Origin of the sequence: Streptomyces sp. NPDC005794 (assembly GCF_042871445.1) — a bacterium.
Classification (GTDB): domain Bacteria; phylum Actinomycetota; class Actinomycetes; order Streptomycetales; family Streptomycetaceae; genus Streptomyces.
Genome location: NZ_JBIAIN010000004.1, coordinates 61,953 through 88,622, shown reverse-complemented (window position 1 = coordinate 88,622; position 26,670 = coordinate 61,953). Strand labels below are relative to the sequence as shown.

The 26,670-nt window shown below is 69.6% G+C and carries 26 protein-coding genes; 18 read left to right on the top strand and 8 right to left on the bottom strand.

The features are described 5' to 3' along the window. Positions 1 to 91: 91 nt before the first annotated feature. From ACFYQ5_RS07530 to era, 6 genes are all read left to right on the top strand, one after another. A complete protein-coding gene (locus tag ACFYQ5_RS07530; RefSeq protein ID WP_389194478.1) occupies positions 92 to 1,114 on the top strand; it encodes a PhoH family protein in 1,023 nt (340 codons plus the stop codon). A gap of 12 nt (positions 1,115 to 1,126) precedes the next feature. Further along, positions 1,127 to 1,624: an rRNA maturation RNase YbeY gene (gene ybeY / locus ACFYQ5_RS07525; protein WP_329228708.1), complete on the top strand. Its 498-nt coding sequence runs from the start codon at positions 1,127 to 1,129 to the stop codon at positions 1,622 to 1,624. Next, a complete protein-coding gene (locus ACFYQ5_RS07520; protein WP_389194475.1) occupies positions 1,621 to 2,904 on the top strand; it encodes a hemolysin family protein in 1,284 nt (427 codons plus the stop codon). Before ybeY ends, ACFYQ5_RS07520 begins: the two co-directional genes overlap by 4 nt. Next, positions 2,901 to 3,254: an MmcQ/YjbR family DNA-binding protein gene (locus ACFYQ5_RS07515; protein ID WP_389194473.1), complete on the top strand. Its 354-nt coding sequence runs from the start codon at positions 2,901 to 2,903 to the stop codon at positions 3,252 to 3,254. The genes ACFYQ5_RS07520 and ACFYQ5_RS07515 overlap by 4 nt, the downstream gene beginning before the upstream one ends. Before the next feature lie 68 nt (positions 3,255 to 3,322). Then, entirely contained in the window at positions 3,323 to 3,676 is a 354-nt protein-coding gene (locus ACFYQ5_RS07510) for a cytidine deaminase (RefSeq protein ID WP_389194470.1), read from the top strand. A 51-nt stretch (positions 3,677 to 3,727) separates the two neighbouring features. Then, complete coding sequence (era, locus tag ACFYQ5_RS07505; RefSeq protein WP_389194467.1) at positions 3,728 to 4,702, top strand: GTPase Era; 975 nt, start codon at positions 3,728 to 3,730, stop codon at positions 4,700 to 4,702. A 46-nt stretch (positions 4,703 to 4,748) separates the two neighbouring features. On the opposite strand, the gene ACFYQ5_RS07500 is transcribed toward era, so the two are convergent. Beyond that, positions 4,749 to 5,015, bottom strand: a complete 267-nt coding sequence (locus ACFYQ5_RS07500; RefSeq protein ID WP_389194464.1) for a protealysin inhibitor emfourin — start codon at positions 5,013 to 5,015, stop codon at positions 4,749 to 4,751. Positions 5,016 to 5,069: 54 nt separating this feature from the next. After that, positions 5,070 to 6,149, bottom strand: a complete 1,080-nt coding sequence (locus ACFYQ5_RS07495) for a M4 family metallopeptidase (protein ID WP_389194461.1) — start codon at positions 6,147 to 6,149, stop codon at positions 5,070 to 5,072. A 291-nt stretch (positions 6,150 to 6,440) separates the two neighbouring features. Here ACFYQ5_RS07495 and leuA point away from each other — a divergent pair, with 291 nt between their 5' ends. From leuA to ACFYQ5_RS07475, 4 genes are all read left to right on the top strand, one after another. Further along, entirely contained in the window at positions 6,441 to 8,234 is a 1,794-nt protein-coding gene (leuA, locus tag ACFYQ5_RS07490) for a 2-isopropylmalate synthase (protein WP_389194459.1), read from the top strand. Positions 8,235 to 8,435: 201 nt separating this feature from the next. Then, the gene (locus ACFYQ5_RS07485) at positions 8,436 to 9,137 is read left to right on the top strand and encodes a TerB family tellurite resistance protein (protein ID WP_389194456.1); all 702 of its coding nucleotides are present in this window, start codon (positions 8,436 to 8,438) and stop codon (positions 9,135 to 9,137) included. Positions 9,138 to 9,203: 66 nt separating this feature from the next. Then, complete coding sequence (recO, locus tag ACFYQ5_RS07480) at positions 9,204 to 9,950, top strand: DNA repair protein RecO (RefSeq protein ID WP_014156371.1); 747 nt, start codon at positions 9,204 to 9,206, stop codon at positions 9,948 to 9,950. A gap of 22 nt (positions 9,951 to 9,972) precedes the next feature. After that, complete coding sequence (locus tag ACFYQ5_RS07475) at positions 9,973 to 10,785, top strand: isoprenyl transferase (RefSeq protein ID WP_389194453.1); 813 nt, start codon at positions 9,973 to 9,975, stop codon at positions 10,783 to 10,785. 64 nt (positions 10,786 to 10,849) lie between these two features. Here ACFYQ5_RS07475 and ACFYQ5_RS07470 read toward each other — a convergent pair whose 3' ends face one another. The 4 genes from ACFYQ5_RS07470 to ACFYQ5_RS07455 form a co-directional block, all read right to left on the bottom strand. Continuing rightward, positions 10,850 to 11,284, bottom strand: a complete 435-nt coding sequence (locus tag ACFYQ5_RS07470; protein ID WP_389194450.1) for a Fur family transcriptional regulator — start codon at positions 11,282 to 11,284, stop codon at positions 10,850 to 10,852. 65 nt (positions 11,285 to 11,349) lie between these two features. Next, positions 11,350 to 12,249 carry a metal ABC transporter permease gene (locus ACFYQ5_RS07465; RefSeq protein WP_359472598.1) on the bottom strand — a complete coding sequence of 300 codons (900 nt, stop codon included), beginning with the start codon at positions 12,247 to 12,249 and terminating at the stop codon, positions 11,350 to 11,352. Continuing rightward, positions 12,249 to 13,028, bottom strand: a complete 780-nt coding sequence (locus tag ACFYQ5_RS07460; RefSeq protein WP_389195349.1) for a metal ABC transporter ATP-binding protein — start codon at positions 13,026 to 13,028, stop codon at positions 12,249 to 12,251. The genes ACFYQ5_RS07465 and ACFYQ5_RS07460 overlap by 1 nt, the downstream gene beginning before the upstream one ends. Positions 13,029 to 13,106: 78 nt before the next feature. Continuing rightward, positions 13,107 to 14,102, bottom strand: coding sequence for a metal ABC transporter substrate-binding protein (locus tag ACFYQ5_RS07455; protein WP_389194447.1), 996 nt, complete (start codon positions 14,100 to 14,102; stop codon positions 13,107 to 13,109). A 220-nt stretch (positions 14,103 to 14,322) separates the two neighbouring features. On the opposite strand from ACFYQ5_RS07455, the gene ACFYQ5_RS07450 reads away from it, so the two are divergent. The 3 genes from ACFYQ5_RS07450 (at position 14,323) to ACFYQ5_RS07440 (ending at position 16,390) form a co-directional block, all read left to right on the top strand. Next, on the top strand, positions 14,323 to 15,705 hold the full coding sequence (locus tag ACFYQ5_RS07450) for a glycine--tRNA ligase (protein ID WP_389194444.1): 1,383 nt from the start codon (positions 14,323 to 14,325) through the stop codon (positions 15,703 to 15,705). Between the two features lie 94 nt (positions 15,706 to 15,799). After that, positions 15,800 to 16,003 (top strand): hypothetical protein, encoded by a 204-nt coding sequence (locus tag ACFYQ5_RS07445; protein ID WP_389194441.1) that lies wholly within the window; start codon positions 15,800 to 15,802, stop codon positions 16,001 to 16,003. 183 nt (positions 16,004 to 16,186) lie between these two features. Then, the gene (locus ACFYQ5_RS07440; RefSeq protein ID WP_031091793.1) at positions 16,187 to 16,390 is read left to right on the top strand and encodes a DUF6243 family protein; all 204 of its coding nucleotides are present in this window, start codon (positions 16,187 to 16,189) and stop codon (positions 16,388 to 16,390) included. A gap of 69 nt (positions 16,391 to 16,459) precedes the next feature. Here the strand turns inward: ACFYQ5_RS07440 and ACFYQ5_RS07435 are convergent, their stop codons facing one another. Next, positions 16,460 to 17,929 (bottom strand): MFS transporter, encoded by a 1,470-nt coding sequence (locus ACFYQ5_RS07435; RefSeq protein WP_389194438.1) that lies wholly within the window; start codon positions 17,927 to 17,929, stop codon positions 16,460 to 16,462. A 101-nt stretch (positions 17,930 to 18,030) separates the two neighbouring features. Between ACFYQ5_RS07435 and ACFYQ5_RS07430 the strand changes: the two genes are divergently transcribed. From ACFYQ5_RS07430 to ACFYQ5_RS07410, 5 genes are all read left to right on the top strand, one after another. Further along, positions 18,031 to 18,963 carry a helix-turn-helix transcriptional regulator gene (locus tag ACFYQ5_RS07430; protein WP_389194435.1) on the top strand — a complete coding sequence of 311 codons (933 nt, stop codon included), beginning with the start codon at positions 18,031 to 18,033 and terminating at the stop codon, positions 18,961 to 18,963. Beyond that, entirely contained in the window at positions 18,960 to 20,108 is a 1,149-nt protein-coding gene (gene dusB, locus ACFYQ5_RS07425) for a tRNA dihydrouridine synthase DusB (protein WP_389194433.1), read from the top strand. The genes ACFYQ5_RS07430 and dusB overlap by 4 nt, the downstream gene beginning before the upstream one ends. A gap of 572 nt (positions 20,109 to 20,680) precedes the next feature. Then, complete coding sequence (gene ppdK, locus ACFYQ5_RS07420) at positions 20,681 to 23,392, top strand: pyruvate, phosphate dikinase (protein WP_389194430.1); 2,712 nt, start codon at positions 20,681 to 20,683, stop codon at positions 23,390 to 23,392. 473 nt (positions 23,393 to 23,865) lie between these two features. Then, positions 23,866 to 24,879: an ArsR/SmtB family transcription factor gene (locus tag ACFYQ5_RS07415; protein WP_389194427.1), complete on the top strand. Its 1,014-nt coding sequence runs from the start codon at positions 23,866 to 23,868 to the stop codon at positions 24,877 to 24,879. A gap of 118 nt (positions 24,880 to 24,997) precedes the next feature. Next, entirely contained in the window at positions 24,998 to 25,420 is a 423-nt protein-coding gene (locus tag ACFYQ5_RS07410) for a VOC family protein (RefSeq protein WP_389194425.1), read from the top strand. Between the two features lie 49 nt (positions 25,421 to 25,469). On the opposite strand, the gene ACFYQ5_RS07405 is transcribed toward ACFYQ5_RS07410, so the two are convergent. Beyond that, the gene (locus ACFYQ5_RS07405; protein WP_389194422.1) at positions 25,470 to 26,633 is read right to left on the bottom strand and encodes an alkaline phosphatase PhoX; all 1,164 of its coding nucleotides are present in this window, start codon (positions 26,631 to 26,633) and stop codon (positions 25,470 to 25,472) included. Positions 26,634 to 26,670: the final 37 nt, after the last annotated feature.

The following is a 26,670-nucleotide window of genomic DNA, read 5'->3' as shown; positions in this document are numbered from 1 at the left end:
GTCGGTGCGGAGTCGTACGCTGGTACTCCAGAGGCGGTCGAGCAGCGACGGCCCTGCAACGGGAGGTATGCGCAGGCCCGAGGGCCGGCCCATGACTCAGTCACCTACACAGCCGCAGGCGCGCGCCCAGATCAGCATTCCGGCCGCACACCCCATGGTGATGCTCCTCGGATCGGGCGATTCGCTGCTGCGCGTCATCGAAACGGCGTTCCCGGCCGTCGACATCCATGTCCGGGGCAACGAAATAAGCGCGACTGGAAGCGCGGCCGACGTCGCCCTGATCCAGCGCCTTTTCGACGAGATGGTGCTGGTGCTCCGCACCGGTCTGCCGATGACGGAGGACGCTGTGGAACGCTCGATCGCCATGCTCAGGGCGAGCGGGAACGGCACCGGGGACGGCGCCGAGACCCCCGCGGAGGTGCTCACCCAGAACATCCTCTCCAGCCGTGGCCGCACGATCCGCCCCAAGACGCTCAACCAGAAGCGGTACGTCGACGCGATCGACAAGCACACCATCGTCTTCGGCATCGGCCCCGCCGGCACCGGCAAGACCTATCTCGCCATGGCGAAGGCGGTCCAGGCCCTGCAGTCCAAGCAGGTCAGCCGGATCATCCTCACCAGGCCGGCCGTCGAGGCGGGGGAGCGGCTCGGCTTCCTGCCCGGCACGCTCTTCGACAAGATCGACCCGTATCTGCGCCCGCTCTACGACGCCCTGCACGACATGCTCGACCCCGACTCGATCCCCCGGCTGATGGCCGCGGGCACCATCGAGGTCGCGCCGCTGGCGTACATGCGTGGCCGGACGCTGAACGACGCCTTCATCATCCTGGACGAGGCGCAGAACACCAGCGCCGAGCAGATGAAGATGTTCCTCACCCGCCTCGGCTTCGACTCGAAGATCGTCGTCACCGGTGACGTCACCCAGGTGGACCTCCCGACCGGCACCAAGAGCGGTCTCCGCCAGGTCCAGGAGATCCTCCAGGACGTGGATGACGTGCACTTCTCCCGGCTCACCTCCCAGGATGTCGTCCGGCACAAGCTCGTCGGCCGTATCGTCGACGCGTACGAGAAGTACGACAACGTCAAGGCCCCGACGGGCCGCAACGGGAAGTAGCCGCAGCGCACCATGTCGATCGACGTCAACAACGAGTCCGGAACCGAGGTCGACGAGCAGGCGATCCTCGACATCGCCCGCTACGCGCTCGCCCGGATGCGGATCCACCCGCTGTCCGAACTCTCCGTGATCGTGGTGGACACCGCCGCCATGGAGCAGCTCCACATCCAGTGGATGGACCTCCCGGGCCCGACGGATGTCATGTCCTTCCCGATGGACGAGCTCCGCCCCCCGGCCAAGGACGACGAGGAGCCCCCGCAGGGGCTCCTCGGTGACATCGTGCTCTGCCCGGAGGTCGCGAAGAAGCAGGGCGAGGACGCCGGGACGCAGCACTCCATGGACGAGGAGCTCCAGCTCCTCACCGTCCACGGGGTGTTGCACCTCCTCGGCTACGACCACGAGGAGCCGGACGAGAAGGCCGAGATGTTCGGCCTCCAGGCGGCCATCGTCGACGGCTGGCGCGGCGAGCGCGGACTGACCGGTCCGTCCCCCGCCCCCACCGTCTCGTGAGCGTGCCCCTCATCTCCGGCGCGGTCCTGCTGATCGTCGTCGGCTGGCTCGCGGCCTGCGCCGAGGCCGGGATCGCGCGTACGTCGAGCTTCCGCGCGGCTGAGGCCGTGCGGGCGGGACGCCGGGGCGGTGCCAAGCTGGCACAGGTCGCCGCCGACCCCACCCGCTATCTCAACGTGGCCCTGCTCGTCCGGGTCGCCTGCGAGATGTCGGCCGGCGTGCTCGTCACGTACGCCTGCCTCAAGGAGTTCTCCGAGACCTGGGAGGCGCTGACCGTCGCCATGGGCGTGATGGTCCTCGTCAGCTACGTCGCGATCGGGGTCTCGCCGCGAACCATCGGCCGCCAGCACCCGCTGAACACCGCCACGGCCGCCGCGTACGTCCTGCTGCCGCTGGCCAGGATCATGGGGCCCGTCCCACAGCTGCTGATCCTTCTGGGTAACGCGCTGACTCCCGGCAAGGGCTTCCGCAAGGGCCCCTTCGCCAGCGAGGCCGAACTGCGCGCGATGGTCGACCTCGCCGAGCAGGAGTCGCTCATCGAGGACGAGGAGCGCCGCATGGTGCACTCGGTCTTCGAGCTCGGCGACACCCTCGTGCGCGAGGTCATGGTGCCCCGTACCGACCTGGTGTGCATCGAGCGGTACAAGACGGTCCGTCAGGCGCTGACCCTCGCTCTGCGCTCCGGCTTCTCCCGGATCCCGGTCACCGGGGAGAACGAGGACGACATCGTCGGCATCGTCTACCTCAAGGACCTGGTCCGCAAGACGCACATCAACCGGGAAGCGGAGGCGGACCTGGTCTCCACGGCGATGCGCCCCGCCGCGTTCGTCCCCGACACGAAGAACGCCGGTGACCTGCTGCGCGAGATGCAGCAGGACCGCAGCCACGTCGCCGTCGTCATCGACGAGTACGGCGGCACGGCCGGCATCGTCACCATCGAGGACATCCTCGAGGAGATCGTCGGCGAGATCACCGACGAGTACGACCGCGAACTCCCGCCGGTCCAGGAGCTGGAGAACGGCTGCTTCCGGGTGACGGCCCGGCTCGACATCGGAGACCTCGGGGAGCTGTTCGGTCTCGACGCGTACGACGACGAGGACGTGGAGACGGTCGGCGGTCTGCTGGCGAAGGCGCTCGGGCGGGTCCCGATCTCCGGAGCCTCCTCGATCGTCGACCTCCCCGACGGGCGCAAGCTCCGTCTCACCGCGGAGTCCCCGGCGGGCCGGAGGAACAAGATCGTCACGGTGCTGGTGGAACCGGAGGGAGTGGAAACGCCATGACTCCCCAGGAGCTGCGCACGTTCTGCCTGGAGTTCAACGCGAGCACGGAGGAGTTCCCCTTCGGGCCCGAGGTCTCGGTCTTCAAGGTCCTGGGCAAGATCTTCGCCCTCGTGGTGCTCGACGCGCGGCCTCTGAAGGTCAGTCTCAAGTGCGATCCGGACGAGGCGTTGCGGCTCCGCAAGGAGCACCCCGCGATCGTCCCCGGCTGGCACCTGAACAAGCGCCACTGGAACACCGTGACGGTCTCCGAGCTCCCGGACAGGATGGTCCGGGAGCTCGTGGAGGACAGCTACGACCTGGTGGTGGCCGGACTCCCCAAGGCGGAACGGCTGCGCCTGGACCGGCCGTAGGCGCGCACGGGTCGGCCGGCGGCGGCCCCGCCCCCCGGCCGAACCGGCACCCTTCGTATGCTCGGCACATGACCGACAGCACCGACCTCGGGACCGAGGACCGCAAGATCGTCACGCTGGCGCGCAGCGTCCGCGCCCGCAACGGAGTGCCGGAGGGCGCGGCGGTACGGGACGAGACGGGACGTACGTACGCCGCCGGCACCGTGACCCTGGAGTCGCTGAAGCTCAGCGCGCTGCAGACCGCCGTCGCGATGGCTGTGGCCGGCGGCGCCACTTCTCTGGAGGCCGCGGCCGTCGTCTCCGAGGCCGCGACCGCCTCGGACGCCGACCGCGCCGCCGTTCGTGACCTGGGCGGACCTGACACGCCCGTGTTGCTCGCCGCGCCCGACGGGACGCTCCGGTCCACGGTGGCCGCAGGCTGATTCGGTGCGGCGGCGCCCTGCTGTGCAACGCCGCCGCCCGGATCGGGGAGAATGGGCGCCATGAGCGCTCGACCGAACACAGAAGCTGCTGCGCAGCAGGCTGAGAACACCGCCCCCCACCGGGCCGGCTTCGCCTGCTTCGTGGGCCGCCCCAACGCGGGCAAGTCCACCCTCACGAACGCTCTGGTCGGTCAGAAGGTGGCGATCACCTCCAACCGCCCCCAGACCACCAGGCACACGGTGCGGGGCATCGTGCACCGCGACGACGCCCAGCTGATCCTGGTGGACACGCCCGGCCTCCACAAGCCGCGCACGCTGCTCGGGGAGCGGCTGAACGACGTCGTGCGGACCACCTGGGCCGAGGTCGACGTCATCGGCTTCTGCCTGCCCGCCGACCAGAAGCTCGGCCCGGGCGACAAGTTCATCATCAAGGAACTCGCCGGGATCAAGAAGACCCCGAAGATCGCGATCATCACCAAGACCGACCTGGTCGAGTCCAAGGCCCTCGCCGAACAGCTCCTCGCCGTCTCCGCGCTGGCCGACGAGCTCGGCTTCGAGTGGGCGGAGATCATCCCGGTCTCGGCGGTCAAGGACCAGCAGGTGAGCCTGCTCGCCGACCTGATCGCCCCGCTCCTGCCCGAGAGCCCCCCGCTCTACCCGGAGGGTGACCTCACCGACGAGCCCGAGATGGTCATGGTCGCGGAGCTGATCCGTGAGGCCGCCCTGGAGGGCGTACGGGACGAGCTGCCGCACTCCATCGCGGTCGTCGTCGAGGAGATGCTGCCGCGCGAGGACCGTCCGGCGGACAAGCCGCTGCTGGACATCCACGCGAACGTCTACATCGAGCGGCCCAGCCAGAAGGGCATCATCATCGGCCCGAAGGGGAAGCGGCTCAAGGACGTCGGCACGAAGTCGCGCAAGCACATCGAGGCGCTGCTGGGCACGCCGGTCTTCCTGGACCTGCATGTGAAGGTCGCCAAGGACTGGCAGCGCGACCCGAAGCAGCTGCGCAAGCTGGGATTCTGAGGCCGGTCTCCCGGGGCGGCCGTCCGCCCGCGGGCGGGGGGAGGGCCTATGCACCCTCTTTGAGGACCCGGGAGATCAGCGTCCGCTGCGCCTCGGTCAGGCGTGGGTCCGCGCAGTCGACCGTCCGGTCGCCCACGGTGATCCGGTAGCGGAAGCCGTCCGGCACTCCCGCGTGCGCGCCGCCCCGGCCGGCGGCGAGCGCCGCTTCGGCCAGGGCCTCCCATGCTGCGGCGTCGGGCCGCCCCGAGGTCTCGACCTCGCCGTGCCGTGCGATGCCGGCGAACCCGCCGGTCCGGCTCACCTGAATGCGCATGCGTACTGGCTCCTGCCTGAACCCGCCCGGACGGCCCCGCCTTCCTCTACCCGGTCAGCGGGTCGGCACGCCCACCTCCGACCAAGCCTTCAGCACCGCCTCGGTCTCGTCGCCTCCCTCCCCGAACCTGTGCTGCGCCGCCGCGACGGTGAGCTTGGCGAAGTCCGTGAAGGACGCGTCCTGGGCCAGCTCACCGCCGGTCAGCACGTCGAACCAGATCCGGCCGGCCCGCTCCCAGGCGTTACCGCCCAGTGCCGTGGCCAGCAGGTAGAAGGCGCGGTTGGGGATGCCGGAGTTGATGTGGACCCCGCCGTTGTCCTCGTCCGTCTCGACGTAGTCGTCCATCGACCCGGGCTGCGGGTCCTTGCCCAGCACATCGTCGTCGTACGCCGTGCCCGGGGCCTTCATCGAACGCAGCGCGACGCCGCTGACTCGGGGAGCGAGCAGCCCCGCGCCGATCAGCCAGTCGCCCTGGTCGGCGCTCTGGCCCAGTGAGTACTGCTTGACGAGGGAGCCGAAGACGTCCGACACGGACTCGTTGAGCGCGCCCGACTGGCCCTCGTACGCCAGGTTGGCGGTGTACTGGGTGAGGCCGTGCGCCAGTTCGTGGGCGATCACGTCGATGGCGACGGTGAAGTCGAGGAAGATCTCGCCGTCACCGTCCCCGAAGACCATCTGCTCGCCGTCGAAGAACGCGTTGTTGTACTTCTCGTCGTAGTGCACGGAGCCGATGAGCGGCAGCCCCTTGCCGTCGATCGAGCTGCGGCCGTACTCCGTGAGCAGCAGATCGAAGGTGGCGCCCAGCCCCGCGTACGCGCGGTTGACGCTGGCGTCCTGGGTGGCTTCGTCGCCCTCGTCACGGACCTTGACGCCCGGCAGATCCGTGCCGTGCCGGCAGTCGTGCAGGGTGCGGTGGGGCTTGGTGGGGACCGGGGCGGAGGTACGGGCGGTCGTCGGGGTCCGGGCCAGCGCGGTCACCCGCCGATGGTGACGCCGGGCACCGTCGGACTCCAGGGTGCGCCGCGCGGGATCGGCCAGGCGCGGGTCGTCGGCCTGGGACAGCTTGTCGAGGACGTGGGGCGGCACGATCGTGCAGAAGACGGGCTGGAACTCGTGGTTCGGTCGAGGCTGCATGCAAATGACTGTGGCACTCCGTCATCGCACTGTCACGGGTTGCGATCGCGATTGACGAAATAGAGTGATGTATCACTGTTCTGCCTTCACGAAGGCGGGATCCCGCATACTGATACGAGCCGATGCACCAGGCGCCCCTCGGTTAGTGTGGCCGCATCATGCGTTTCGAGCTGCTCCTTCTTAGCTGCCGCGGCGAGGGCCTGTAGTCGTAGGCCGGCTCCCTCCCCGCGGAGTTCGCTGTGCAGCGACAGAGTCGGCCGCCCCTGCTGGACCTCAGAGGAGCCGTACGCCATGACTGCCGTAAATCCCGCCGAGAACGCCGCCGCCCCCGTGGGTGGCCCCACCCCGGTGACCAACGGGACGCACCTGCAGAAGCCTTCCGGTATGCCGGTGCACAAGTACCGCGGCTACGAGGCCGTGGACATCTCCGACCGCACCTGGCCGGACAACCGCGTCACCCGGGCGCCCCGCTGGCTGTCCACCGATCTGCGGGACGGCAATCAGGCCCTGATCGACCCCATGTCGCCGGCCCGTAAGCGCGAGATGTTCGACCTGCTCGTACGCATGGGCTACAAGGAGATCGAGGTCGGCTTCCCGTCCTCGGGCGAGACCGACTTCGCGTTCGTACGCTCCATCATCGAAGAGGGCGCGATCCCCGAGGACGTGACGATCTCCGTCCTGACGCAGGCCCGTGAGGAACTGATCGAGCGGACCGTCGAATCGCTGGTCGGCGCACGGCGCGCCACCGTTCACCTGTACAACGCCACCGCCCCCACCTTCCGCCGCGTGGTCTTCCGCGGCTCGAAGGAGGAGGTCAAGCAGATCGCCGTGGACGGCACCCGTCTGGTCATGGAGTACGCGGACAAGATCCTGGGTGACGAGACGGTCTTCGGCTACCAGTACAGCCCGGAGATCTTCACGGACACCGAGCTGGACTTCGCCCTGGAGGTCTGCGAGGCGGTCTGCGACGTCTGGCAGCCGGAGGAGGGGCGCGAGATCATCCTCAACCTGCCCGCCACCGTGGAGCGCTCGACGCCGTCCACCCACGCGGACCGCTTCGAGTGGATGTCGCGCAACCTGTCCCGCCGCGAGTACGTCTGCCTGTCGGTCCACCCGCACAACGACCGCGGCACGGCCGTCGCCGCCGCCGAGCTGGCGATCATGGCGGGCGCCGACCGCATCGAGGGCTGCCTGTTCGGCCAGGGCGAGCGCACCGGAAACGTCGACCTGGTCACGCTGGGCATGAACCTCTTCTCGCAGGGTGTCGACCCGCAGATCGACTTCTCGCAGATCGACGAGATCCGCCGCACCAGCGAGTACTGCAACCAGATGGAGGTCCACCCGCGCCACCCCTACGCGGGCGACCTGGTCTACACCGCCTTCTCCGGCTCCCACCAGGACGCCATCAAGAAGGGCTTCGACGCCATGGAGGCCGACGCCGCCTCCCAGGGGAAGACCGTCGATGACATCGAGTGGGCGGTGCCGTACCTGCCGATCGACCCGAAGGACGTCGGCCGCTCCTACGAGGCCGTCATCCGGGTCAACTCGCAGTCCGGCAAGGGCGGAATCGCCTACGTCCTGAAGAACGACCACAAGCTGGACCTGCCGCGCCGGATGCAGATCGAGTTCTCCCGGATCATTCAGGCCAAGACCGATGCCGAGGGCGGCGAGGTCACGCCGGGCCAGATCTGGTCGACGTTCCGGGACGAGTACCTGCCGAGCCCGGAGAACACCGCGGGTCGATGGGGTCGCGTACAGATCCGTTCCGGCCAGACGACGACCGGTTCCGACGGCCAGGACACGATCACCGTCGAGGCCACCGTCGACGGCGTGGACACGGTGCTGAACGGCACGGGCAACGGCCCGATCTCCGCGTTCTTCGAAGCGCTGCAGGCCATCGGCATCGACGCCCGCCTGCTGGACTACACCGAGCACACGATGAGCGAGGGCGCGAGCGCGCAGGCCGCCTCCTACATCGAGTGCGCGATCGACGGCAAGGTGCTGTGGGGCATCGGCATCGACGCCAACACCACGCGCGCCTCGCTCAAGGCGGTCGTCTCCGCGGTCAACCGCGCGACCCGGTGACACCATCAGGCGGTATTCCGGGCAAACAACCGATACGCCGCTGAACTGCCCGGCCCGAGAGCCCCGTTCACCCGTCCAGGGTGGGCGGGGTTCGGCCATATCCCGGTGTTGTGACGTCCGGGATACTGACGCCACATCACGCGTGTGGCTAACATCACGTCCACGCGGCAATGTTGCCGTGGAGTTACGGAGGTGTGCGACGTGCGGACAGCCAAAGGACAACGCGCCATAAGACTGCGCATCTACGGCACCCGTACCGTCTGGGACACCGTCGGCGACGGCGAGTTCTTCTGCCGGTGCTGCGGGGGTGACCGCAACTACCGCCGCCTCAACGGCCGCCACCGCCTCACCGTCCTCGGCGTGCCGCTGCTGGCCCGGGGCAGCGCGGGGCCCGTCGTCGAATGCGCCGCCTGCGGGACACACTTCGCGCCCGACGCCCTCGACCACCCCACCACCACCCGCTTCTCCGCCATGCTGCGGGAGGCCGTGCACACCGTCACGCTGGCCGTGCTCGCCGCCGGCGGCACCACCTCCCGCACGGTCCTGGAGACCGCCGCGGCCACCGTCCGCGACGCGGGACTCGACGACTGCTCCCAGGAACAGCTCTTCACCATCGTCGAGGTGCTCGCCGCCGAGACCGGGGCCGGTGACGGGTACGACCCCGCGGCCGAGGCCTGTGGCGCCGCGCTCGCCATCGAACTGCACGAGGTCCTGGAGCCGCTCGCGCCGCACCTGGCCGTGGCCGGCCGCGAGGCGGTCCTGCTGCGGGGTGCCAGGATCGCGCTCGCCGACGGGCCCTACAGCCAGGCGGAGCGCCAGGTGCTGACCACGGTGGGCAGCGCGCTCCAGCTCTGCCCCGCCGACACCGCGAAGCTGCTCGAGGCGGCGCGTACGCCCTCCTAGGCCCCTCCCGAGGCCCTCGCGGGCCTCACGGGCCCTCCGGGCGCGCCGGTGCGCGACAATGGGCGTATGAGCTTGTTCCGGGACGACGGCGTCGTGCTGCGTACGCAGAAGCTGGGCGAGGCCGACCGGATCATCACGATCCTGACCCGCGGCCACGGGCGGGTGCGTGCCGTGGCCCGTGGGGTGCGCCGCACCAAGTCCAAATTCGGGGCGCGGCTGGAACCCTTCTCCCATGTGGACGTGCAGTTCTTCGCGCGCGGCAGCGAACTGATCGGCCGCGGCCTCCCCCTGTGCACCCAGAGCGAGACGATCGCTCCGTACGGCGGCGGCATCGTCTCCGACTACGCCCGCTACACGGCGGGCACCGCGATGCTGGAGACCGCCGAGCGGTTCACCGACCACGAGGGAGAGCCCGCGGTCCAGCAGTACCTGCTGCTCGTCGGCGGGCTGCGCACCCTGGCGCGCGCCGAACACGCGCCGAACCTCATCCTGGACGCGTTCCTGCTGCGTTCCCTCGCCGTCAACGGCTACGCCCCGAGCTTCGTCGACTGCGCCAAGTGCGGAATGCCCGGACCGAACCGGTTCTTCTCCGTCGCGGCGGGCGGGGTCATATGCGGCGACTGCCGGGTGCCCGGCAGCGTCGTACCCTCGGCGGAGGCCGTCGAACTGCTGAGCGCGTTGCTCACCGGTGACTGGGAGACGGCGGACGCGTCCGAGGCGCGTCATGTCAGGGAGGGGAGCGGGCTCGTGTCCGCCTATCTGCACTGGCATCTGGAGCGCGGTCTGCGCTCGCTGCGGTACGTAGAGAAGTGACACAGGGAGACGAGAGAAGCCCATGGCAGTACGCGGGATGCTCGGTGGCCGTAACCGGCGTGAGTACAAGACCCCCGAGCCGCACCCCTCCGGCGCCACCCCGCCGAAGATCCCCGGCGAGCTCGTGCCCAAGCACGTCGCCGTCGTGATGGACGGGAACGGCCGCTGGGCCAAGGAGCGGGGACTTCCACGCACCGAGGGCCACAAGGTCGGTGAGGGCGTCGTCATGGACGTCCTCAAGGGCTGCATCGAGATGGGCGTCAAGAACCTCTCGCTGTACGCGTTCTCCACGGAGAACTGGAAGCGCTCGCCGGACGAGGTGAAGTTCCTCATGGACTTCAACCGCGACGTCATCCGTCGCCGCCGTGACGAGATGGACGAGCTCGGCATCCGTATCCGCTGGGTCGGCCGCATGCCGAAGCTGTGGAAGTCCGTCGTCCAGGAGCTCCAGATCGCCCAGGAGCAGACGAAGGACAACGACCGAATGACGCTGTACTTCTGCGTCAACTACGGCGGCCGGGCCGAGATCGCCGACGCCGCGCAGCGCATCGCGCAGGACGTCGCGGCAGGGAAGCTCGACCCCTCGAAGGTCAACGAGAAGACGTTCGCGAAGTACATCTACTACCCGGACATGCCGGACGTGGACCTCTTCGTGCGCCCCAGCGGGGAGCAGCGCACGTCCAACTACCTGATCTGGCAGAGCGCGTACGCCGAGATGGTCTTCCAGGACGTCCTGTGGCCGGACTTCGACCGCCGCGACCTGTGGAACGCCTGCCTGGAGTTCGCCCGGCGCGACCGGCGCTTCGGCGGCGCCGAGGACATCGTCAAGGGCTGACACCGCGCGGAGGGGGCCCCGCTGCCGGGGCCCCCTCCGGGACGGTCGTCCTGCGCGCGGGGGGTCAGCCCTTGACGCCCGCGCAGTCCGCGCACGTCCCGAAGATCTCCACGGTGTGGGCCACGTTCACATAGCCGTGCTGCGCCGCGATGGTCTCGGCCCACTGCTCCACGGCCGGACCCTCGACCTCGACGGCCTTGCCGCAGAGGCGGCAGACCAGATGGTGATGATGGTCACCCGTCGAGCAGCGCCGGTAGACGGCCTCGCCGTCCGTCGTGCGCAGTACGTCGACCTCGCCGGCGTCGGCGAGTGACTGGAGCGTCCGGTAGACCGTGGTCAGCCCGACCGAATCACCCCGGTGCTTGAGTACATCGTGCAGATCCTGGGCGCTGCGGAACTCGTCGACCTCGTCGAGCGCCGCCGCGACCGCCGCCCGCTGCCGGGTTGACCGGCCGCGCACCGGAGCCGCGTTCGTGCCACTGATCGGCGCCGTCGGCACAGCTGCCTCCTCGTGTCGCCCGTACGTGTGTCGGGCCATTGTGCCAGCCCGTCCCGGGGGCACGGTCACACCCGTACGTCGTCGGAGGCGGGGCGGGCTCCCGGTACCTCAAGGGTGCACCGGTCCGCCTCGCTCTCGTGGTCCTTGGCGCGCCTGCGTGCCAGCGGCGTGGCGAGCGCGGTCAGCACGACGAACGCGGCGATGGCCAGCAGCACGATCGTCGCGCCGGGCGGCACGTCCTGGTAGTACGAGGTCACGGTGCCGGCCAGGGTGACGGCCGTCCCGATGACGACGGCCAGCACGAACGTCACCTTGAAGGATTTCGAGATCTGCTGGGCGGCGGCGACCGGCACCACCATCAGCGCGCTGACGAGCAGCAGGCCCACGACCCGCATCGCCACGGTGACGGTGACCGCGGCCGTCACGGCGACCAGCAGGTTGAGCACGCGCACCGGCAGTCCGGTGACCCGGGCGAACTCCTCGTCCTGACTGACCGCGAACAGTTGCCGCCGCAGCCCCACCGTGACCAGGACGACGAAGGCGGCCAGCACCACGATCGCGGTGACGTCCTCCTCGGAGACCGTCGACAGGGAGCCGAAGAGGTACGAGGTCAGATTGGCGTTGGAGCCGGTGTCCGAGAGGTTGATCAGCATCACCCCGCCCGCCATACCGCCGTAGAACAGCATGGCCAGGGCGATGTCGCCGCGGGTGCGTCCGTACCAGCGGATGAGTTCCATCACGACCGAACCGGCCACGGCGACGAGCGTCGCCATCCAGACCGGGTTGGTGGAGAGCAGGAAGCCGAGGCCGACACCCGTCATCGCGACGTGGCCGATGCCGTCGCCCATCAGGGCCTGGCGGCGCTGGACCAGATAGATGCCGATGGCCGGGGCGGTGATCCCGACGAGGACGGCGGCTATCAGTGCGCGCTGCATGAAGGGGGGGTTCAGGAATTCCAGCATGATCAGCTCAGCAGTCCCGTCCGGACGGGCTCGGAGGCCGCGTGGGGGTGTCCGTGGCAGTTGCCGGGGTTGGGGTCTCCCCTGCTCGAACGGAGTTGAGAGCTTGGGGAAGCGTGCTGGCCCACGGCCTCGGGGGGCGGCCCGTCGTGCAGGACACAGCCGTCGCGCAGGACGATCGCCCGGTCGATCAGCGGCTCCAGGGCGCCGAGCTCGTGAAGGACGAGCAGCACCGACGCCCCGTCGGCGACCTGCTCGCGCAGCGTCGTCGCGAGGATCTCCTGGCTGACCAGGTCGACGCCGGCCATCGGCTCGTCCATGATCAGCACCTCGGGCTCGGCGGCGAGCGCGCGGGCGATCAGGACCCGCTGGTGCTGGCCGCCGGAGAGGGCGTCCACGGAGTCCTTGGCGCGGTCGGTGAGGCCGACCAGCTCGACGGCCCGGTCCACCGCCGCCCGGTCGGCCTTGCCGAGCAGTCCGAACTTCGTACGCGACAGCCGCCCGGAGGCCACGACCTCGCGGATCGTGGCGGGAACGCCGCCGGCCGCCGTGGTGCGCTGCGGTACGTACCCGACGCGGGCCCACTGCCGGAAGCGGCGCAGCGGCGTGCCGAACAGCTCGACGGTCCCGCCGGTGAGCGGCACCTGGCCGATGACGGAGCGCACGGCGGTGGACTTGCCGGAGCCGTTGGCCCCGAGCAGGGCCACGACCTCGCCGCGGTGGACGGTGAGGTCGACACCGCGCAGCACCGGGCGCGCGCCGAGCGTCGCCGTGGCTCCGCGCATGCTGATCACGGGTTCTGGCGTACTGGGCTCAGGCACGATCGCCTCCGGTGCTGCGGCTGGGTCGGGGTACTGCTCGGGTCACTTCGCGCCGAGGGCCTTCTGCAGCGCGGCCAGGTTGGACTCCATGACCTCGATGTAGTCAGCGCCCGCGGACTTGTCGGTAATTCCCTCCAGCGGGTCCAGGACGTCGGTCTTCAGGCTGAGGTCCTTCGCCAAGGTCTTGGCGGTCTTGTCGCTGGCGAGCGTCTCGAAGAATACGGTGGTGGCCTTGTTCTTCTCGGCGACGGTGTGGATCTCGTCGATCCGGGCCGGGCTGGGCTCGGTCTCGGGGTCGAGGCCGGCGATGCCCTCCTGGGTGAGGCCGTAGCGCTCGGCGAGGTACCCGAAGGCGGAGTGCGTGGTGATGAACGTCTTCGTCGCGGTGTTCTTCAGTCCGGCCTCGAAGGACTTGTCCAGCGTGTTCAGCTCGGCGACGAGGGTCGCGGTGTTCTCGCGGTAGTCCGCGGCGTTGTCGGGGTCGGCCTTCTCCAGGGACTTCCCGACGCCCTCGGCGACCTCGGCGTACTTCACCGGGTCCAGCCAGACGTGCGGGTCGAGGGCCGCCTCCTCGGTGTGCTCCTCGCCCTCGTGCTCCTCGGCGTGGTCCTCGCCCGCGTGCTCCTCGCCACCGTGGTCGTGGCCGTCGACCTCGGAGCCGTGGCTCTCGAGCGTGGTGAGGGTGGCCGCGTCCACGGTGTTCTCGACACCGGCCTGCGCGACGGCGTCGTCGACGGCGGGCTGGACGTTCTTGAGGAAGAGGATGTAGTCGGCGTCGCTCAGACCGCCGATCTGCTGGGGGGAGAGCTCCAGGTCGTGCGGTTCCACGCCCGGCTTCGTCAGCGAGGTGACGGAGACATGGGATCCGCCGATCTTCTCGGCCAGGAACTGCATCGGGTAGAACGACGCCACCACGTCCAGCTTGCCGTCATTCCCTCCTTCGGCCGCGTCGGAGGAGGAGCAGGCGGAGAGCGCGGTGAGGCCGAGGGCGACTGCTCCCGCGACGGCGGCGGTGGGTATGAGGCGACGTACGTTCATGACACTCATTTTCAACAAATGTGGAAACGATTGTCAACAAGGCTGATGAGATGCCCGGAACCGAGCCCCATGACCGCGATGCGCCCCACCGATTTGATACGGGGGGTGCGCCCGCCGGTAATCTGGTGCATTCGCCCGCCCGTCTCCTGAGCACCACCCCCCACCGAGGCGCTTCGCGCCGTCCCTTGTCCCATTTCGCCGTCGTAATGAAGAGAGCACCGTGGCCGCCGACAAGATCGACACCATCGTCAGCCTGAGCAAGCGCCGTGGCTTCGTCTACCCCTGTAGTGAGATCTACGGTGGCCAGAGGGCCGCCTGGGACTACGGGCCGCTGGGCGTCGAGCTGAAGGAGAACCTCAAGCGCCAGTGGTGGCGCTACATGGTCACCGCGCGCGAGGACGTGGTCGGTCTCGACTCGTCGGTCATCCTGGCCCCCGAGGTCTGGGTCGCATCCGGTCACGTCGCCACGTTCTCCGACCCGCTCACCGAGTGCACCTCCTGCCACAAGCGCTACCGCGCCGACCACCTGGAGGAGGCGTACGAGGAGAAGCACGGCAAGGCGCCCGTGAACGGCCTGGCCGACCTCAACTGCCCCAACTGCGGTAACAAGGGCACCTTCACCGAGCCCAAGCAGTTCTCGGGTCTCCTCTCCACCCACCTCGGCCCGACGCAGGACTCCGGTTCGGTCGCCTACCTGCGCCCCGAGACCGCCCAGGGCATCTTCACCAACTTCGGCCAGGTGCAGCAGACCTCGCGCAAGAAGCCGCCGTTCGGCATCGCGCAGATGGGCAAGTCTTTCCGGAACGAGATCACTCCGGGCAACTTCATCTTCCGCACCCGCGAGTTCGAGCAGATGGAGATGGAGTTCTTCGTCAAGCCGGGCGAGGACGAGGAGTGGCAGGAGTACTGGATGGAGCAGCGCTGGAACTGGTACACCGGCCTGGGCCTGCGCGAGGAGAACATGCGGTGGTTCGAGCACCCGAAGGAGAAGCTCTCCCACTACTCCAAGCGCACCGCTGACATCGAGTACCGCTTCCGCTTCGGCGGCAGCGAGTGGGGCGAGCTGGAGGGCGTCGCCAACCGCACCGACTACGACCTCACGGCGCACTCCAAGGCGTCCGGTACGGACCTCTCCTACTACGACCAGGAGAAGAGCGAGCGCTACACGCCGTACGTCATCGAGCCCGCGGCCGGTGTCGGCCGCTCGCTGCTGGCGTTCCTCCTCGACGCGTACAGCGAGGACGAGGCGCCCAACGCCAAGGGCGTCATGGAGAAGCGCGCCGTGATGCGCCTCGACCCGCGTCTCGCGCCGGTCAAGGTCGCCGTCCTGCCGCTGTCCCGCAACCCGCAGCTGTCGCCGAAGGCCAAGGGTCTCGCCACCGACCTGCGGCAGAACTGGAACATCGAGTTCGACGACGCCGGTGCCATCGGCCGCCGTTACCGCCGTCAGGACGAGATCGGTACGCCGTTCTGCGTCACCGTCGACTTCGACACCCTCGACGACAACGCGGTGACCGTGCGTGAGCGCGACACGATGAAGCAGGAGCGCGTCTCCCTGGACCAGATCCAGAGCTACCTCGGCTCCCGCCTCCTGGGCTGCTGACCGCACCCTTCCTTCACCACGAAGCCCCCGGTTCCGCCGCACGGAACCGGGGGCTTCGTGCAGACTGGGCGCACTCGTCCACAGGGAGGCCACGATGCCGTCCATGACCACGAGCAAGGTCAGCAGATGGGATCAGCACGGTCGTGAACACGTCGTTCACGTAAGGAAGTCGGGGATGCAGCGGCAGCTGACCTGCGACACCTGCGGTTGGCGCAAGGCGGCGCAGTTCCTTCCCTGGCTGAAGGCCGAGGAGCACCTGACGGAGGTCCACCAGGCCACGGTCGACCCGACTGCCTGAGCCGGTGCCGGGAGTGGCCGGAAAAAAACGGATGAGGCGCCCCGCCGGCCGGGGTACCTTTTCGCCATGTCTTCGTTCTTCCAGATCTACGAGTGAGCGCGCGACGGGCCCGACCGCCCGTCGCCCATCGGATCGATACACGACACGTCATCCTCACTTCCTCACTACGAATGGGAGAACCCCGTGGCCAAGAGCCGCAACAACCTCCTCGGCGTGGGCGGACAGCGCAAGAAGCTGTCCCGCGCCGAACAGCAGGGCGCGGGCCCCGCACGCGACAACGACCGCAAGGCCGCCGAGGACAAGAAGCAGGAGCTGGTGCGCAAGATGCGTGAGCGCGCCGCCGCCGCAGAGGCCGCACCGGCGCAGGACGCACCGGCCGAGAGCTGATCTCCTCGTCCCACCCGTACGGACACGGGCCCGGATCACCTCGGTGATCCGGGCCCGTGTCCGTCCCCCTCACCTCACCGTGCGGGGCAGCCGCAGGCTCAGCAGGGTGGTCAGGACGACGGCCGCCAGCTGCACCAGCAGCGTCACGATCAGCGCGTCACGCATCCCCGAGCCCGGCGCCAGCGCGAGGAACAGGGTTCCGAGCGTGGCGACCCCCAGCGCCAGCGCGGCCTGCTGCGTCGTCGTCATCACGCCGCCGCCCACCCCGGCGCGCTCGGCGGGCACGTCGGACAGCACGATGCGGATCAGTACGGGCAGTTGCAGCCCCTGCCCGAGCCCCGCGATCGCGACCCCCGGCAGCAGCCCCAGCAGCCCGAGGTCCGGCCAGCCGCGCCACACCGTGAGCGCCAGCACCGTGACGCCCACGCCCTGGATCAGCCCGCCGGCCGTCACGACCCGGCTGCCGAAGCGGCGTACCAGCCGGGGGCCGGCCAGGGAGGCCAGGAAGAAGGCGGTGGCCATCGGCGCCAGCGACAGCCCCGCCGCGGCCGGGCCCATCTCCAGGCCCTGCTGGAGGGCCACCGCGATGACGAACATGAAGCCGCCGAAGCCGATGGAGAACGGCACCACCAGCGTCAGGCCGCGCCGCAGCGAATCGAGCCGCAGCAGACTCGGCGGCACCAGCGGTGTCAGGCCCCGCGCGTCGGCCCGCCGCTCCACCCGGTAGAAGGCCAGCGCGACGAAGGGGAACAGGCCCAGGGACACCCAGGTCCACAACGGCCAGCCCGCCGCACGCCCCTCCGTCAACGGGGCCAGCAGCGTGACCAGGGACGCGGCCAGCAGCAGGGTGCCCGGTACGTCGACGGGGGCGGGCCGGTCCGAACGGGTCTCGGGCATCGAGCGGGCGGCGAGGACCAGCCCGGCCACCACCACCGGGACGTTCACCAGGAACACCGACCGCCAGCCCGCGCTCTCGCCGAACACCGAGGAGAGCGGAGCCGCGGAGACCAGGACACCGCCGAGGATCTGCCCGGCGACCATGGAGAGCCCGGCGGTCGCCCCGTACAGGCTCATGGCCCGCGCCCTGCGGTGCCCGGCGGTGGCCGCCTGGATGGTGGCGAGCACCTGCGGCAGCATCAGCGCGGCGGCCGCGCCCTGCGCGACCCGCGCCCCCACGAGGGTCCAGGCGTCCGGGGCCAGTCCGCAGGCGAGGGAGGTCAGACCGAAGGCGGCCATCCCGATGAGGAAGAGCCTGCGCCGTCCGGCCATGTCGCCGAGGCGCCCGCCGAGGACGAGCAGCACCGCGTACGAGAGCCCGTAGCCCGCGACGACCAGTTCCAGCAGGGCGGGGCCCGCGGCCAGGTCGTGGTCGATGGTGGGCAGGGCGACGTTGACGATGAAGAAGTCGATGAGCGGCAGTGCCGCGCCGAGGAGCACGGTGAACAGACCGAGCCCTCCGAGCACGGGCGCCGGATGGTCGTACTCCGCCACCGGGGTGCCGGTGGCGGACGTGTTCGTCAGTACCGAGGATTCACTCACGTCATCGAGACTGGACCGGCAGCCAGCCTGGTACCAGAGTCTCTTTATCCTGGTACACGGAGCACCTGGCAATACGTCCGGGCGTTCGGCACGCTGGGAGGATGACGACCGTGGTGACCGAGGTACCCGAGACGGACGTCCGGCGGCACGAGCTCGCCGGCTTCCTCCGCAGCCGCCGTGAGCGGATCACCCCCGAGCAGGTCGGTCTGCCCCGCGGCCGGCGCAGGCGGACCCCCGGTCTGCGCCGCGAGGAGGTCGCCCAGCTCTCGGCGGTCGGCGTCACCTGGTACACCTGGCTGGAGCAGGCGCGCGACATCCAGGTCTCGCCACAGGTCCTCGACTCGCTGGCCCGTGCTCTGCTGCTCGACCGCAGCGAGCGCACCCACCTGTTCTCCCTCGCCGGGGCCGTCGACCCCGCGCCGGGCTCGGACTGCACCGGGGTCACCCCGGCCTTCCACGAGATGCTCACGCGCCTGGAGCCCTTCCCGGCCTGCATCCAGAACAGCCGGTACGACATCCTCGCCTACAACCGCACCTACGGGCGGCTGCTGGGCGACCTGGACGCCGTCGCCCCCGAGGACCGCAACTGCATGCTGCTCGCCTACATCAACGAGGAATGGCGCGCCTCCGTCGTCGATCTGCCCGGCATGCGCCGGGTGATGGCCGCCAAATTCCGCGCCTCGATGGCGGAACACCTGGCCGAGCCCGCCTGGAAGGCACTGCTGGCGCGGTTGGAGGCGGCCTCACCGGAGTTCGGCGAGATCTGGGCCCGGCACGAGGTCGTCGGACCTTCGAACCGCACCAAGACCTTCGTCAACGCCCGGGTGGGGCTGCTCAGGCTCGACCACACCGATCTGTGGCTGGGCCCCTCGGCCGGCCCGCGCCTGGTGACGTACGTCCCCTCGGACGAGGAATCCCGGCGGGGGCTGGAACGGCTGCTGGAGTCGGCCCTCGCCGAGGTTCGAGCGGGCGGTACGCGCCCCGCACGGGCCGCATCCGTGCCGCCGTCCGGGTGCGGGACAATGGGGCCATGACCACGCTCGCCCCCTCCCTCCCGCTGCTCCGGATCGGCCCGCACACCGTGCAGCCGCCGGTCGTGCTCGCCCCCATGGCCGGCATCACCAACGCGCCCTTCCGCACCCTGTGCCGAGAGTTCTCCGGCGGCAAGGGGCTGTTCGTCAGCGAGATGATCACCACGCGGGCGCTGGTCGAGCGCAACGAGAAGACCATGCAGCTCATCCACTTCGACGCGAGCGAGACACCGCGCTCCATCCAGCTGTACGGGGTGGACCCGGTCACCGTCGGCAAGGCGGTCCGCATGATCGTCGACGAGGACCTCGCCGACCACATCGACCTGAACTTCGGCTGCCCGGTCCCCAAGGTCACCCGTAAGGGCGGCGGCTCCGCGCTCCCGTACAAGCGGCCCCTGCTCCGCGCGATCCTCCGTGAGGCCGTCGCACAGGCGGGCGAGCTCCCGGTCACCATCAAGATGCGCAAGGGCATCGACGACGACCACACCACCTACCTCGACGCCGGGCGCATCGCCGTAGAGGAAGGCGTCACGGCTGTCGCCCTGCACGGCAGGACCACCGCCCAGCACTACGGCGGCACGGCCGACTGGGACGCCATCGCGCGCCTCAAGGAGCACGTCCCCGAGATCCCCGTCCTCGGCAACGGCGACATCTGGAGCGCCGACGACGCCCTGCGGATGATGCGCGAGACGGGCTGTGACGGAGTCGTCGTCGGCCGGGGCTGCCTGGGGCGTCCCTGGCTCTTCGGGGACCTGGTCAGCGCCTTCGAGGGCACGGGGGCGAGGCAGGCGCCGCCCCTGCGCCAGGTCGCGGACGTCATGCTGCGCCACGCGACGCTGCTGGGGGAGTGGATCGGCGACGAGAGCCGCGGCGTGATCGACTTCCGCAAGCACGTGGCCTGGTACCTCAAGGGCTTCGCCGTCGGCTCGGACATGCGCAGGAGGCTCGCGGTCACCTCGTCCCTGGAGGAGCTGGGCGGCCAGCTCCGGGAGCTCGACCTGGACCAGCCCTGGCCGGACGGCGCGGACGGCCCCCGAGGGCGCACCTCCGGCAACAACCGGGTGGCACTGCCGGACGGCTGGCTCAAGGACCCGTACGACTGCGCGGGCGTGAGCGCCGACGCGGAGCTGGACACCTCGGGCGGCTGAGCACCGCTCCTGGGCAGGGGCACCGAGTGCCCCAGGTAAAGGTTGCTCAGATGAGCGGTTATTTCTCGTGGAATCCGGCGCCCGCCCCGTCGATTCCTCGGTGAGGGTGCGCGCCCGGGTGCCTCCCGAGACATCTGATCACGTTCGGTTGGCGGCGTGTAGCTCTCGGGTGATCTCGCGCCGACGTCCAGGCGTCCGGATGATGACATCTGAGCGCGGGTGAGGGCGTGATTCTCGCCACCCTTGAGGGGTGTTTGGCTCAGATGAGCGCTCTTCTGGATGCTGTACTTCTCAAATGATGGCACTGGGTGCCAGGTGCGTGTACTTTGATCGATCAAAGCATCCATGACTCACTGTGTATAGATCGCTCGTTTCCGCGCACTGTTCGTGATACTGACTTCAAGAAGTGAAGGGTCTCCCCCTTCGTGCGGTACCGGCGCGCCACTTTCGATCTGCTGGCGGACGGGTGGTTGAGGCCTCATGACGCGCAGGTGGCCGTACCCAGACACCTTCGATCTGGGTATGTTCCTCGCCGTCAGGGCAGCCACCGCGTCCTCGAGGAGTCGAGACCCGTGTCGGAAAACAAAGATCCCCAGAAGTTCGTCTACGACTTCACCGAGGGCAACAAGGATCTGAAAGATCTTCTGGGCGGCAAGGGTGCCAACCTCGCCGAGATGACCAACCTCGGGCTGCCCGTCCCTCCGGGCTTCACCATCACCACCGAGGCCTGCAAGGTCTACCTCGACAGCGGTGACGAGCCGGCCGAGCTGCGCGACGAGGTCGGTGCGCACCTCGAGGCCCTCGAGAAGCGGATGGGCAAGAACCTCGGCCAGGCCGACGACCCGCTGCTGGTCTCCGTCAGGTCCGGTGCGAAGTTCTCGATGCCCGGCATGATGGACACGGTCCTCAACATCGGCCTCTCCGACGCCTCGGTCGTGGGCCTCGCCGCTCAGGCCGGCGACGAGCGCTTCGCCTGGGACTCGTACCGGCGCCTCATCCAGATGTTCGGCAAGACCGTGCTCGGGGTCGACGGCGACCTCTTCGAGGAGGCGCTGGAGGCCGCGAAGGAGGCCAAGGGCGTCACGGTCGACGTGGACCTCGACGCGGCCGACCTGAAGAAGCTGGTCAAGCAGTTCAAGAAGATCGTCAGCCGGGACGCCGGACGGGACTTCCCGCAGGATCCGCGCGAGCAGATGGACCTGGCCATAAAGGCGGTCTTCGACTCGTGGAACACCGACCGGGCCAAGCTCTACCGCCGCCAGGAGCGCATCCCCGGCGACCTCGGCACGGCCGTCAACATCTGTTCGATGGTCTTCGGTAACCTCGGCCCCGACTCCGGTACGGGCGTCGCCTTCACCCGTGACCCGGCCAGCGGCCACCAGGGCGTCTACGGCGACTACCTCCAGAACGCGCAGGGCGAGGACGTCGTCGCGGGCATCCGCAACACGGTGCCGCTCGCCGAGCTGGAGTCGATCGACAAGGCGTCGTACGACCAGCTGATGAAGATCATGGAGACGCTGGAGACCCACTACAAGGATCTCTGCGACATCGAGTTCACCATCGAGCGCGGTCAGCTCTGGATGCTCCAGACCCGGGTCGGCAAGCGCACCGCCGGTGCCGCCTTCCGGATCGCCACCCAGCTCGTCGACCAGGGCCTCATCGACGAGGCGGAGGCGCTCCAGCGGGTCAACGGCGCCCAGCTCGCCCAGCTGATGTTCCCGCGTTTCGACGACGAGGCCAGCACCGTGCTCCTGGGCAGGGGCATCGCCGCGTCCCCGGGCGCGGCCGTCGGCAAGGCCGTCTTCGACTCGTACACGGCCGTCAAGTGGTCGCGTTCGGGCGAGAAGGTCATCCTCATCCGCCGCGAGACCAACCCCGACGACCTCGACGGCATGATCGCCGCCGAGGGCATCCTGACCTCGCGCGGCGGCAAGACCTCGCACGCCGCCGTCGTCGCCCGCGGCATGGGCAAGACCTGTGTGTGCGGCGCCGAGGAGATCGAGGTCGACACCAAGCGCCGCAGGCTGACGGTCGGTACGACCGTCGTCGAGGAGGGCGACGTGGTCTCCGTCGACGGCTCCACCGGCAAGGTGTACCTCGGTGAGGTGCCCGTCGTACCGTCCCCGGTCGTCGAGTACTTCGAGGGCCGCATGCACGCGGGCGCCGACGACGCTGACGAGCTGGTCGCCGCCGTGCACCGGATCATGGCGTACGCCGACCGGGTGCGTCGTCTCCGGGTACGGGCGAACGCGGACAACGCCGAGGACGCCTCGCGGGCCCGACGCTTCGGCGCCCAGGGCATCGGGCTGTGCCGCACGGAGCACATGTTCCTCGGCGAGCGCCGCGAGATGGTCGAGAAGCTGATCCTCGCGGACACCGACGACGAGCGCGAGGCCGCTCTGGCCGCGCTCCTGCCGCTCCAGAAGGCCGACTTCATCGAGCTGTTCGAGTCGATGGACGGGCTGCCCGTCACCGTCCGGCTGCTCGACCCGCCGCTGCACGAGTTCCTGCCCGACATCACGGAGCTCTCCGTCCGGGTCGCGCTCGCGGAGTCCCGTAAGGACGCCAACGAGAACGATCTGCGCCTGCTCCAGGCCGTGCACAAGCTGCATGAGCAGAACCCGATGCTGGGCCTGCGCGGTGTCCGTCTGGGCCTGGTCATCCCGGGGCTGTTCGCGATGCAGGTCCGTGCGATCGCGGAGGCCGCCGCGCAGCGCAAGAACGCCAAGGGCGACCCGCGCCCCGAGATCATGATCCCGCTCGTCGGCACGGTCCAGGAGCTGGAGATCGTCCGCGAGGAGGCCGACCGGGTCATCGCGGAGGTCGAGGCGGCCACCGGTACCGAGCTGAAGCTGAGCATCGGCACGATGATCGAGCTGCCCCGGGCCGCACTGACCGCCGGTCAGATCGCCGAGGCCGCGCAGTTCTTCTCCTTCGGCACGAACGACCTCACCCAGACGGTGTGGGGGTTCTCCCGCGACGACGTGGAGGCCTCGTTCTTCACCGCGTACCTGGAGAAGGGCATCTTCGGGGTGTCGCCGTTCGAGACGATCGACAAGGACGGCGTCGGCGCACTCGTCCGCAGCGCCGTCGAAGCCGGCCGGGCCACCCGCCCGGATCTCAAGCTCGGCATCTGCGGTGAGCACGGCGGGGACCCCGAGTCGGTGCACTTCTTCCACGAAGTGGGCCTGGACTACGTCTCCTGCTCGCCGTTCCGCATTCCGGTCGCCCGGCTGGAAGCGGGCCGGGCCGCCGCCGAATCGCGGGGCAGCGACAGCCGCTGAGCACCGGCGCTCAGCGCCCGAAACGACTCCGGACGCCGCCGGCGGATCACAAGGACCCTCACCGGTCCGACGGCGGAGCCGGATTACCCGGAAGCGGCGGCGCCCTGTGCGGGGGTGCCGCCGCTTCGTCAATGGAAAGGCGAACCCGTCGAGGTAGTTGGCTTTTCACCGTTCGCTGCGCAAATCGGGGCCTGGGTGCGGCCCGGGGATCCCCACCCCCGGGCCGCACCCGCTTACCCCTGCCGGGCACGGAGCCGCACCGTCGCTCACCGCCGCCGAACGGGTAAAGCCCCCCACGGCCCTCACCCGCTCATTCGGTGTCGCCGGATGCGCACCCGACGTCGTACAGCTTTTCGGGTGGCGGGGATGAGGGCGAGACATTTCAACTGTGGCCGAAACCCCGTGGTGACCTCCTGTGACGGTGTGCATACCCTTCGGCAGGGGGAATTGCGAGTGCAACAGGTGGGGGATCGGTGCTGCGTATCCATGTGTCCGGAGTGGACCTTTCGCGCGTGCGGATGGCCACGAGGCCGGACGCGATGTGGGAGACCATTCTCAGTTTTCACCGGTTGAGAGACCGGCGGGGTTCCACGGTGTTCGGAAAATGGCGCCAGGAATCCCGCGCCCGGTTGAATGGTGAAACACGTCTGCTGTCCGCGGTCGTTCCGCCCCGCGGTTATTTCCCCGACTTTTTGACGCCTTCCGGGGGAGGCGCCGAGCCCCTCGGGCTCGATGCCGGAATGGAGGTGCTGCGGGACACACCCGCGGACCGTATCCGGGAGGAACTCGGGCTGCTGACAGGGAGCGCGCCCTTCGCGCGACGACCGTCCGGCGGGCACCCGCCCGATGCCCTGCCGGAGGAGCTCGCCGAAGGGCGCACGGAGCCGCTCGGCCGTCTCATCTCCTCCCTGCGCGCCTATCACCGCGCCGCGGTCGAGCCGTACTGGCCGCACATCCGGGCGAGCGTCGAGGCCGACCGGGCCGTCCGGGGCCGCGCCCTGCTGGACGGCGGCACGGACGAGCTGCTGGCCACCCTGCCGCCCATGATCCGCTGGCGCGCCCCCGTGCTGGAGGCGGACTATCCCGTCGACAGGGAACTGCGCCTCGACGGGCGGGGTCTGCTCCTGCAGCCGTCGTACTTCTGCCGGGGTACTCCCGTCGTCTGCCGTGACCCGGGTCTCCCACCGGTCCTCGTCTACCCGGTCACCCACCCCGGAGCCCCGGCCGTCGCCGAGCCCGGCCCCTGGCTCGGCCGGCTCGTGGGGCACACCCGCTCCGCGGTCCTGCGGGCCATAGGCAACGGCTGTACGACGAGCGAGCTGGCACGCAGGACCGGGGTCTCGCTGGCCTCCGCGAGTCAGCACGCCTGTGTGCTGCGCGAGGCCGGACTGGTCCGTACCCTGCGCCACGGCAGCTCGGTCCTGCACACCCTCACCCCGCTGGGCGCCGCCCTGATCAGGGGCGGAGCCCCGCTCGCGGTGCCCTGAGGAACTGCTCGCGCCCGGAGCGATGAGTTCCGCGCGCCGCCGTCGTCTACCTCTCGTAAGCGCTCGGACGGAGCGCGTGGGAGCACCCCGGAGTGCTGGACGGAAGAGTGGAACCATCATGACTCAGCCTCAGATGATCTTCGTCAACCTGCCGGTCAAGGACCTCGAGACGTCGAAGAACTTCTTCTCGAAGCTCGGCTTCGGCTTCAACCCGCAGTTCAGCGACGAGACGACGGCGTGTCTGGTCATCAGCGACACGATCTTCTCGATGCTCATCAGCGAGCCGCGCTTCAAGGAGTTCACCAAGAAGGAGATCGCCGACGCGTCGAGGACGACCGAGGTCCTCGTCGCCCTCAGCGCGGACAGCCGCGAGAAGGTCGACGAGATGGCCGACGCGGCGCTGGCCAACGGCGGGTCGCTCGCCAACGACCCGATGGACGAGGGCTTCATGTACGGCCGTTCGTTCCAGGACCCGGACGGCCACATCTGGGAGGTCGTATGGATGTCCCCGGAGGCCGTGGCCAACGGCGGCCAGGCCTGAGAGCGGTCCGGGGCAGCGGCGGCACCGCCGCTGCCCCCGGGAAGCGGGCTCAGCCGCGGAACGGCCCCGTGACCTCGTAGGTGATGCCGCCGGACGAGCTCCCGCTGGTCCCGCGCTGCGAGGAGAAGTAGAGCCGCCTGCCGTCCGGTGAGAAGGCCGGACCGGTGATCTCCGACCCCGACTGGCCGCTGATCCGCAGGAACGGGGCGACGGTGTCGTCCGGGGTGATCAGGCAGATCTCCATGTTCCCGCCGTCCTCCGCGACGTACAGGTCACCGGAGGCGGCGCGGGTGACGTTGTCGACGCCGGTCAGCGGGGCGCCACCCGTGACGAGCGAGTCGTCGTAGACGAGCGAGAGGGACGAGGCGTTCGCGTCGTACGCCCACACCCGGTTGTCGCCCTTGGTGGTGAACCAGCAGGTGCCCGCCGCGTAGAAGCAGCCCTCGCCGCCGTTGAACACCTTGGCGCCGGAGACCTGGTAGCGGGTCTGGGTGGGCGATCCGTCCGGGTCGGGAACCGTCGTCCAGGTCACCGGGCCCGAGGTCCCGGTGCCCGCCACCAGTACCTGGAGCGTGCCGGACGAGAGGGTGCCCCACGTGGTGGGACGGAAGCGGTAGAAGCGGCCGTCCGTCTCGTCCTCGGTCAGGTAGACGTAGCCGTGGTCGGGGTCCGCGGCCGCCGCCTCGTGCTTGAACCGGCCCATCGCGGGACGCTGCACGGCGGCGTCCACCCCCCACGGGTCGGTCTCGTACACGAAGCCGCGGGTGACCTCCTCGCAGGAGAGCCACGTGTTCCACGGGGTGCGGCCGCCGGCGCAGTTGGTGTTCGTGCCGGACAGGATCCGGTAGGCGGAGGTGACGGTGCCCGAGGAGTTGAATCGCACCGCGCTCGCCCCGCCGCCGCTGCTCGCGGACACCTCCGCGTTGGAGACGTAGATCCAGCCGCCGCCGTCGGTGAAGGTGGCGCCGCCGTCCGGTGCGCTGTGCCAGGTGTACGAGGTGCCGGGGACGGTCTGCCCCGAGCGCGCGATGATCCTGCTGGTGAAACCGCTCGGCAACAGGATGCCGTTGCTGTTGGCCGCCTGCAGCGCACCGTAGGGGCCGACGGCAGGCTGGGCCGGGTCGGCGAAGGCGGCACCCCGCCACAGGGTGCCGCCGAATGCCGCCGCCGAGCTGCCGATCACCGCTGTGCGCAAGAAGGTCCGACGTTCCACGATCACTCCACGGGTGACGTGCGGGCCCGCCGGACCG

What these genes read in the sequence shown, in the direction of transcription:
- ACFYQ5_RS07530 (WP_389194478.1), top strand. Translation starts at nt 92, where the DNA reads ATGACTCAGTCACCTACACAGCCGCAGGCGCGCGCCCAGATCAGCATT.
- ybeY (WP_329228708.1), top strand. Translation starts at nt 1,127, where the DNA reads ATGTCGATCGACGTCAACAACGAGTCCGGAACCGAGGTCGACGAGCAG.
- ACFYQ5_RS07515 (WP_389194473.1), top strand. Translation starts at nt 2,901, where the DNA reads ATGACTCCCCAGGAGCTGCGCACGTTCTGCCTGGAGTTCAACGCGAGC.
- ACFYQ5_RS07510 (WP_389194470.1), top strand. Translation starts at nt 3,323, where the DNA reads ATGACCGACAGCACCGACCTCGGGACCGAGGACCGCAAGATCGTCACG.
- era (WP_389194467.1), top strand. Translation starts at nt 3,728, where the DNA reads ATGGGCGCCATGAGCGCTCGACCGAACACAGAAGCTGCTGCGCAGCAG.
- ACFYQ5_RS07500 (WP_389194464.1), bottom strand. Translation starts at nt 5,015, where the DNA reads ATGCGCATTCAGGTGAGCCGGACCGGCGGGTTCGCCGGCATCGCACGG.
- ACFYQ5_RS07495 (WP_389194461.1), bottom strand. Translation starts at nt 6,149, where the DNA reads ATGCAGCCTCGACCGAACCACGAGTTCCAGCCCGTCTTCTGCACGATC.
- leuA (WP_389194459.1), top strand. Translation starts at nt 6,441, where the DNA reads ATGACTGCCGTAAATCCCGCCGAGAACGCCGCCGCCCCCGTGGGTGGC.
- recO (WP_014156371.1), top strand. Translation starts at nt 9,204, where the DNA reads ATGAGCTTGTTCCGGGACGACGGCGTCGTGCTGCGTACGCAGAAGCTG.
- ACFYQ5_RS07475 (WP_389194453.1), top strand. Translation starts at nt 9,973, where the DNA reads ATGGCAGTACGCGGGATGCTCGGTGGCCGTAACCGGCGTGAGTACAAG.
- ACFYQ5_RS07460 (WP_389195349.1), bottom strand. Translation starts at nt 13,028, where the DNA reads ATGCGCGGAGCCACGGCGACGCTCGGCGCGCGCCCGGTGCTGCGCGGT.
- ACFYQ5_RS07455 (WP_389194447.1), bottom strand. Translation starts at nt 14,102, where the DNA reads ATGAACGTACGTCGCCTCATACCCACCGCCGCCGTCGCGGGAGCAGTC.
- ACFYQ5_RS07445 (WP_389194441.1), top strand. Translation starts at nt 15,800, where the DNA reads ATGCCGTCCATGACCACGAGCAAGGTCAGCAGATGGGATCAGCACGGT.
- ACFYQ5_RS07430 (WP_389194435.1), top strand. Translation starts at nt 18,031, where the DNA reads ATGACGACCGTGGTGACCGAGGTACCCGAGACGGACGTCCGGCGGCAC.
- dusB (WP_389194433.1), top strand. Translation starts at nt 18,960, where the DNA reads ATGACCACGCTCGCCCCCTCCCTCCCGCTGCTCCGGATCGGCCCGCAC.
- ACFYQ5_RS07410 (WP_389194425.1), top strand. Translation starts at nt 24,998, where the DNA reads ATGACTCAGCCTCAGATGATCTTCGTCAACCTGCCGGTCAAGGACCTC.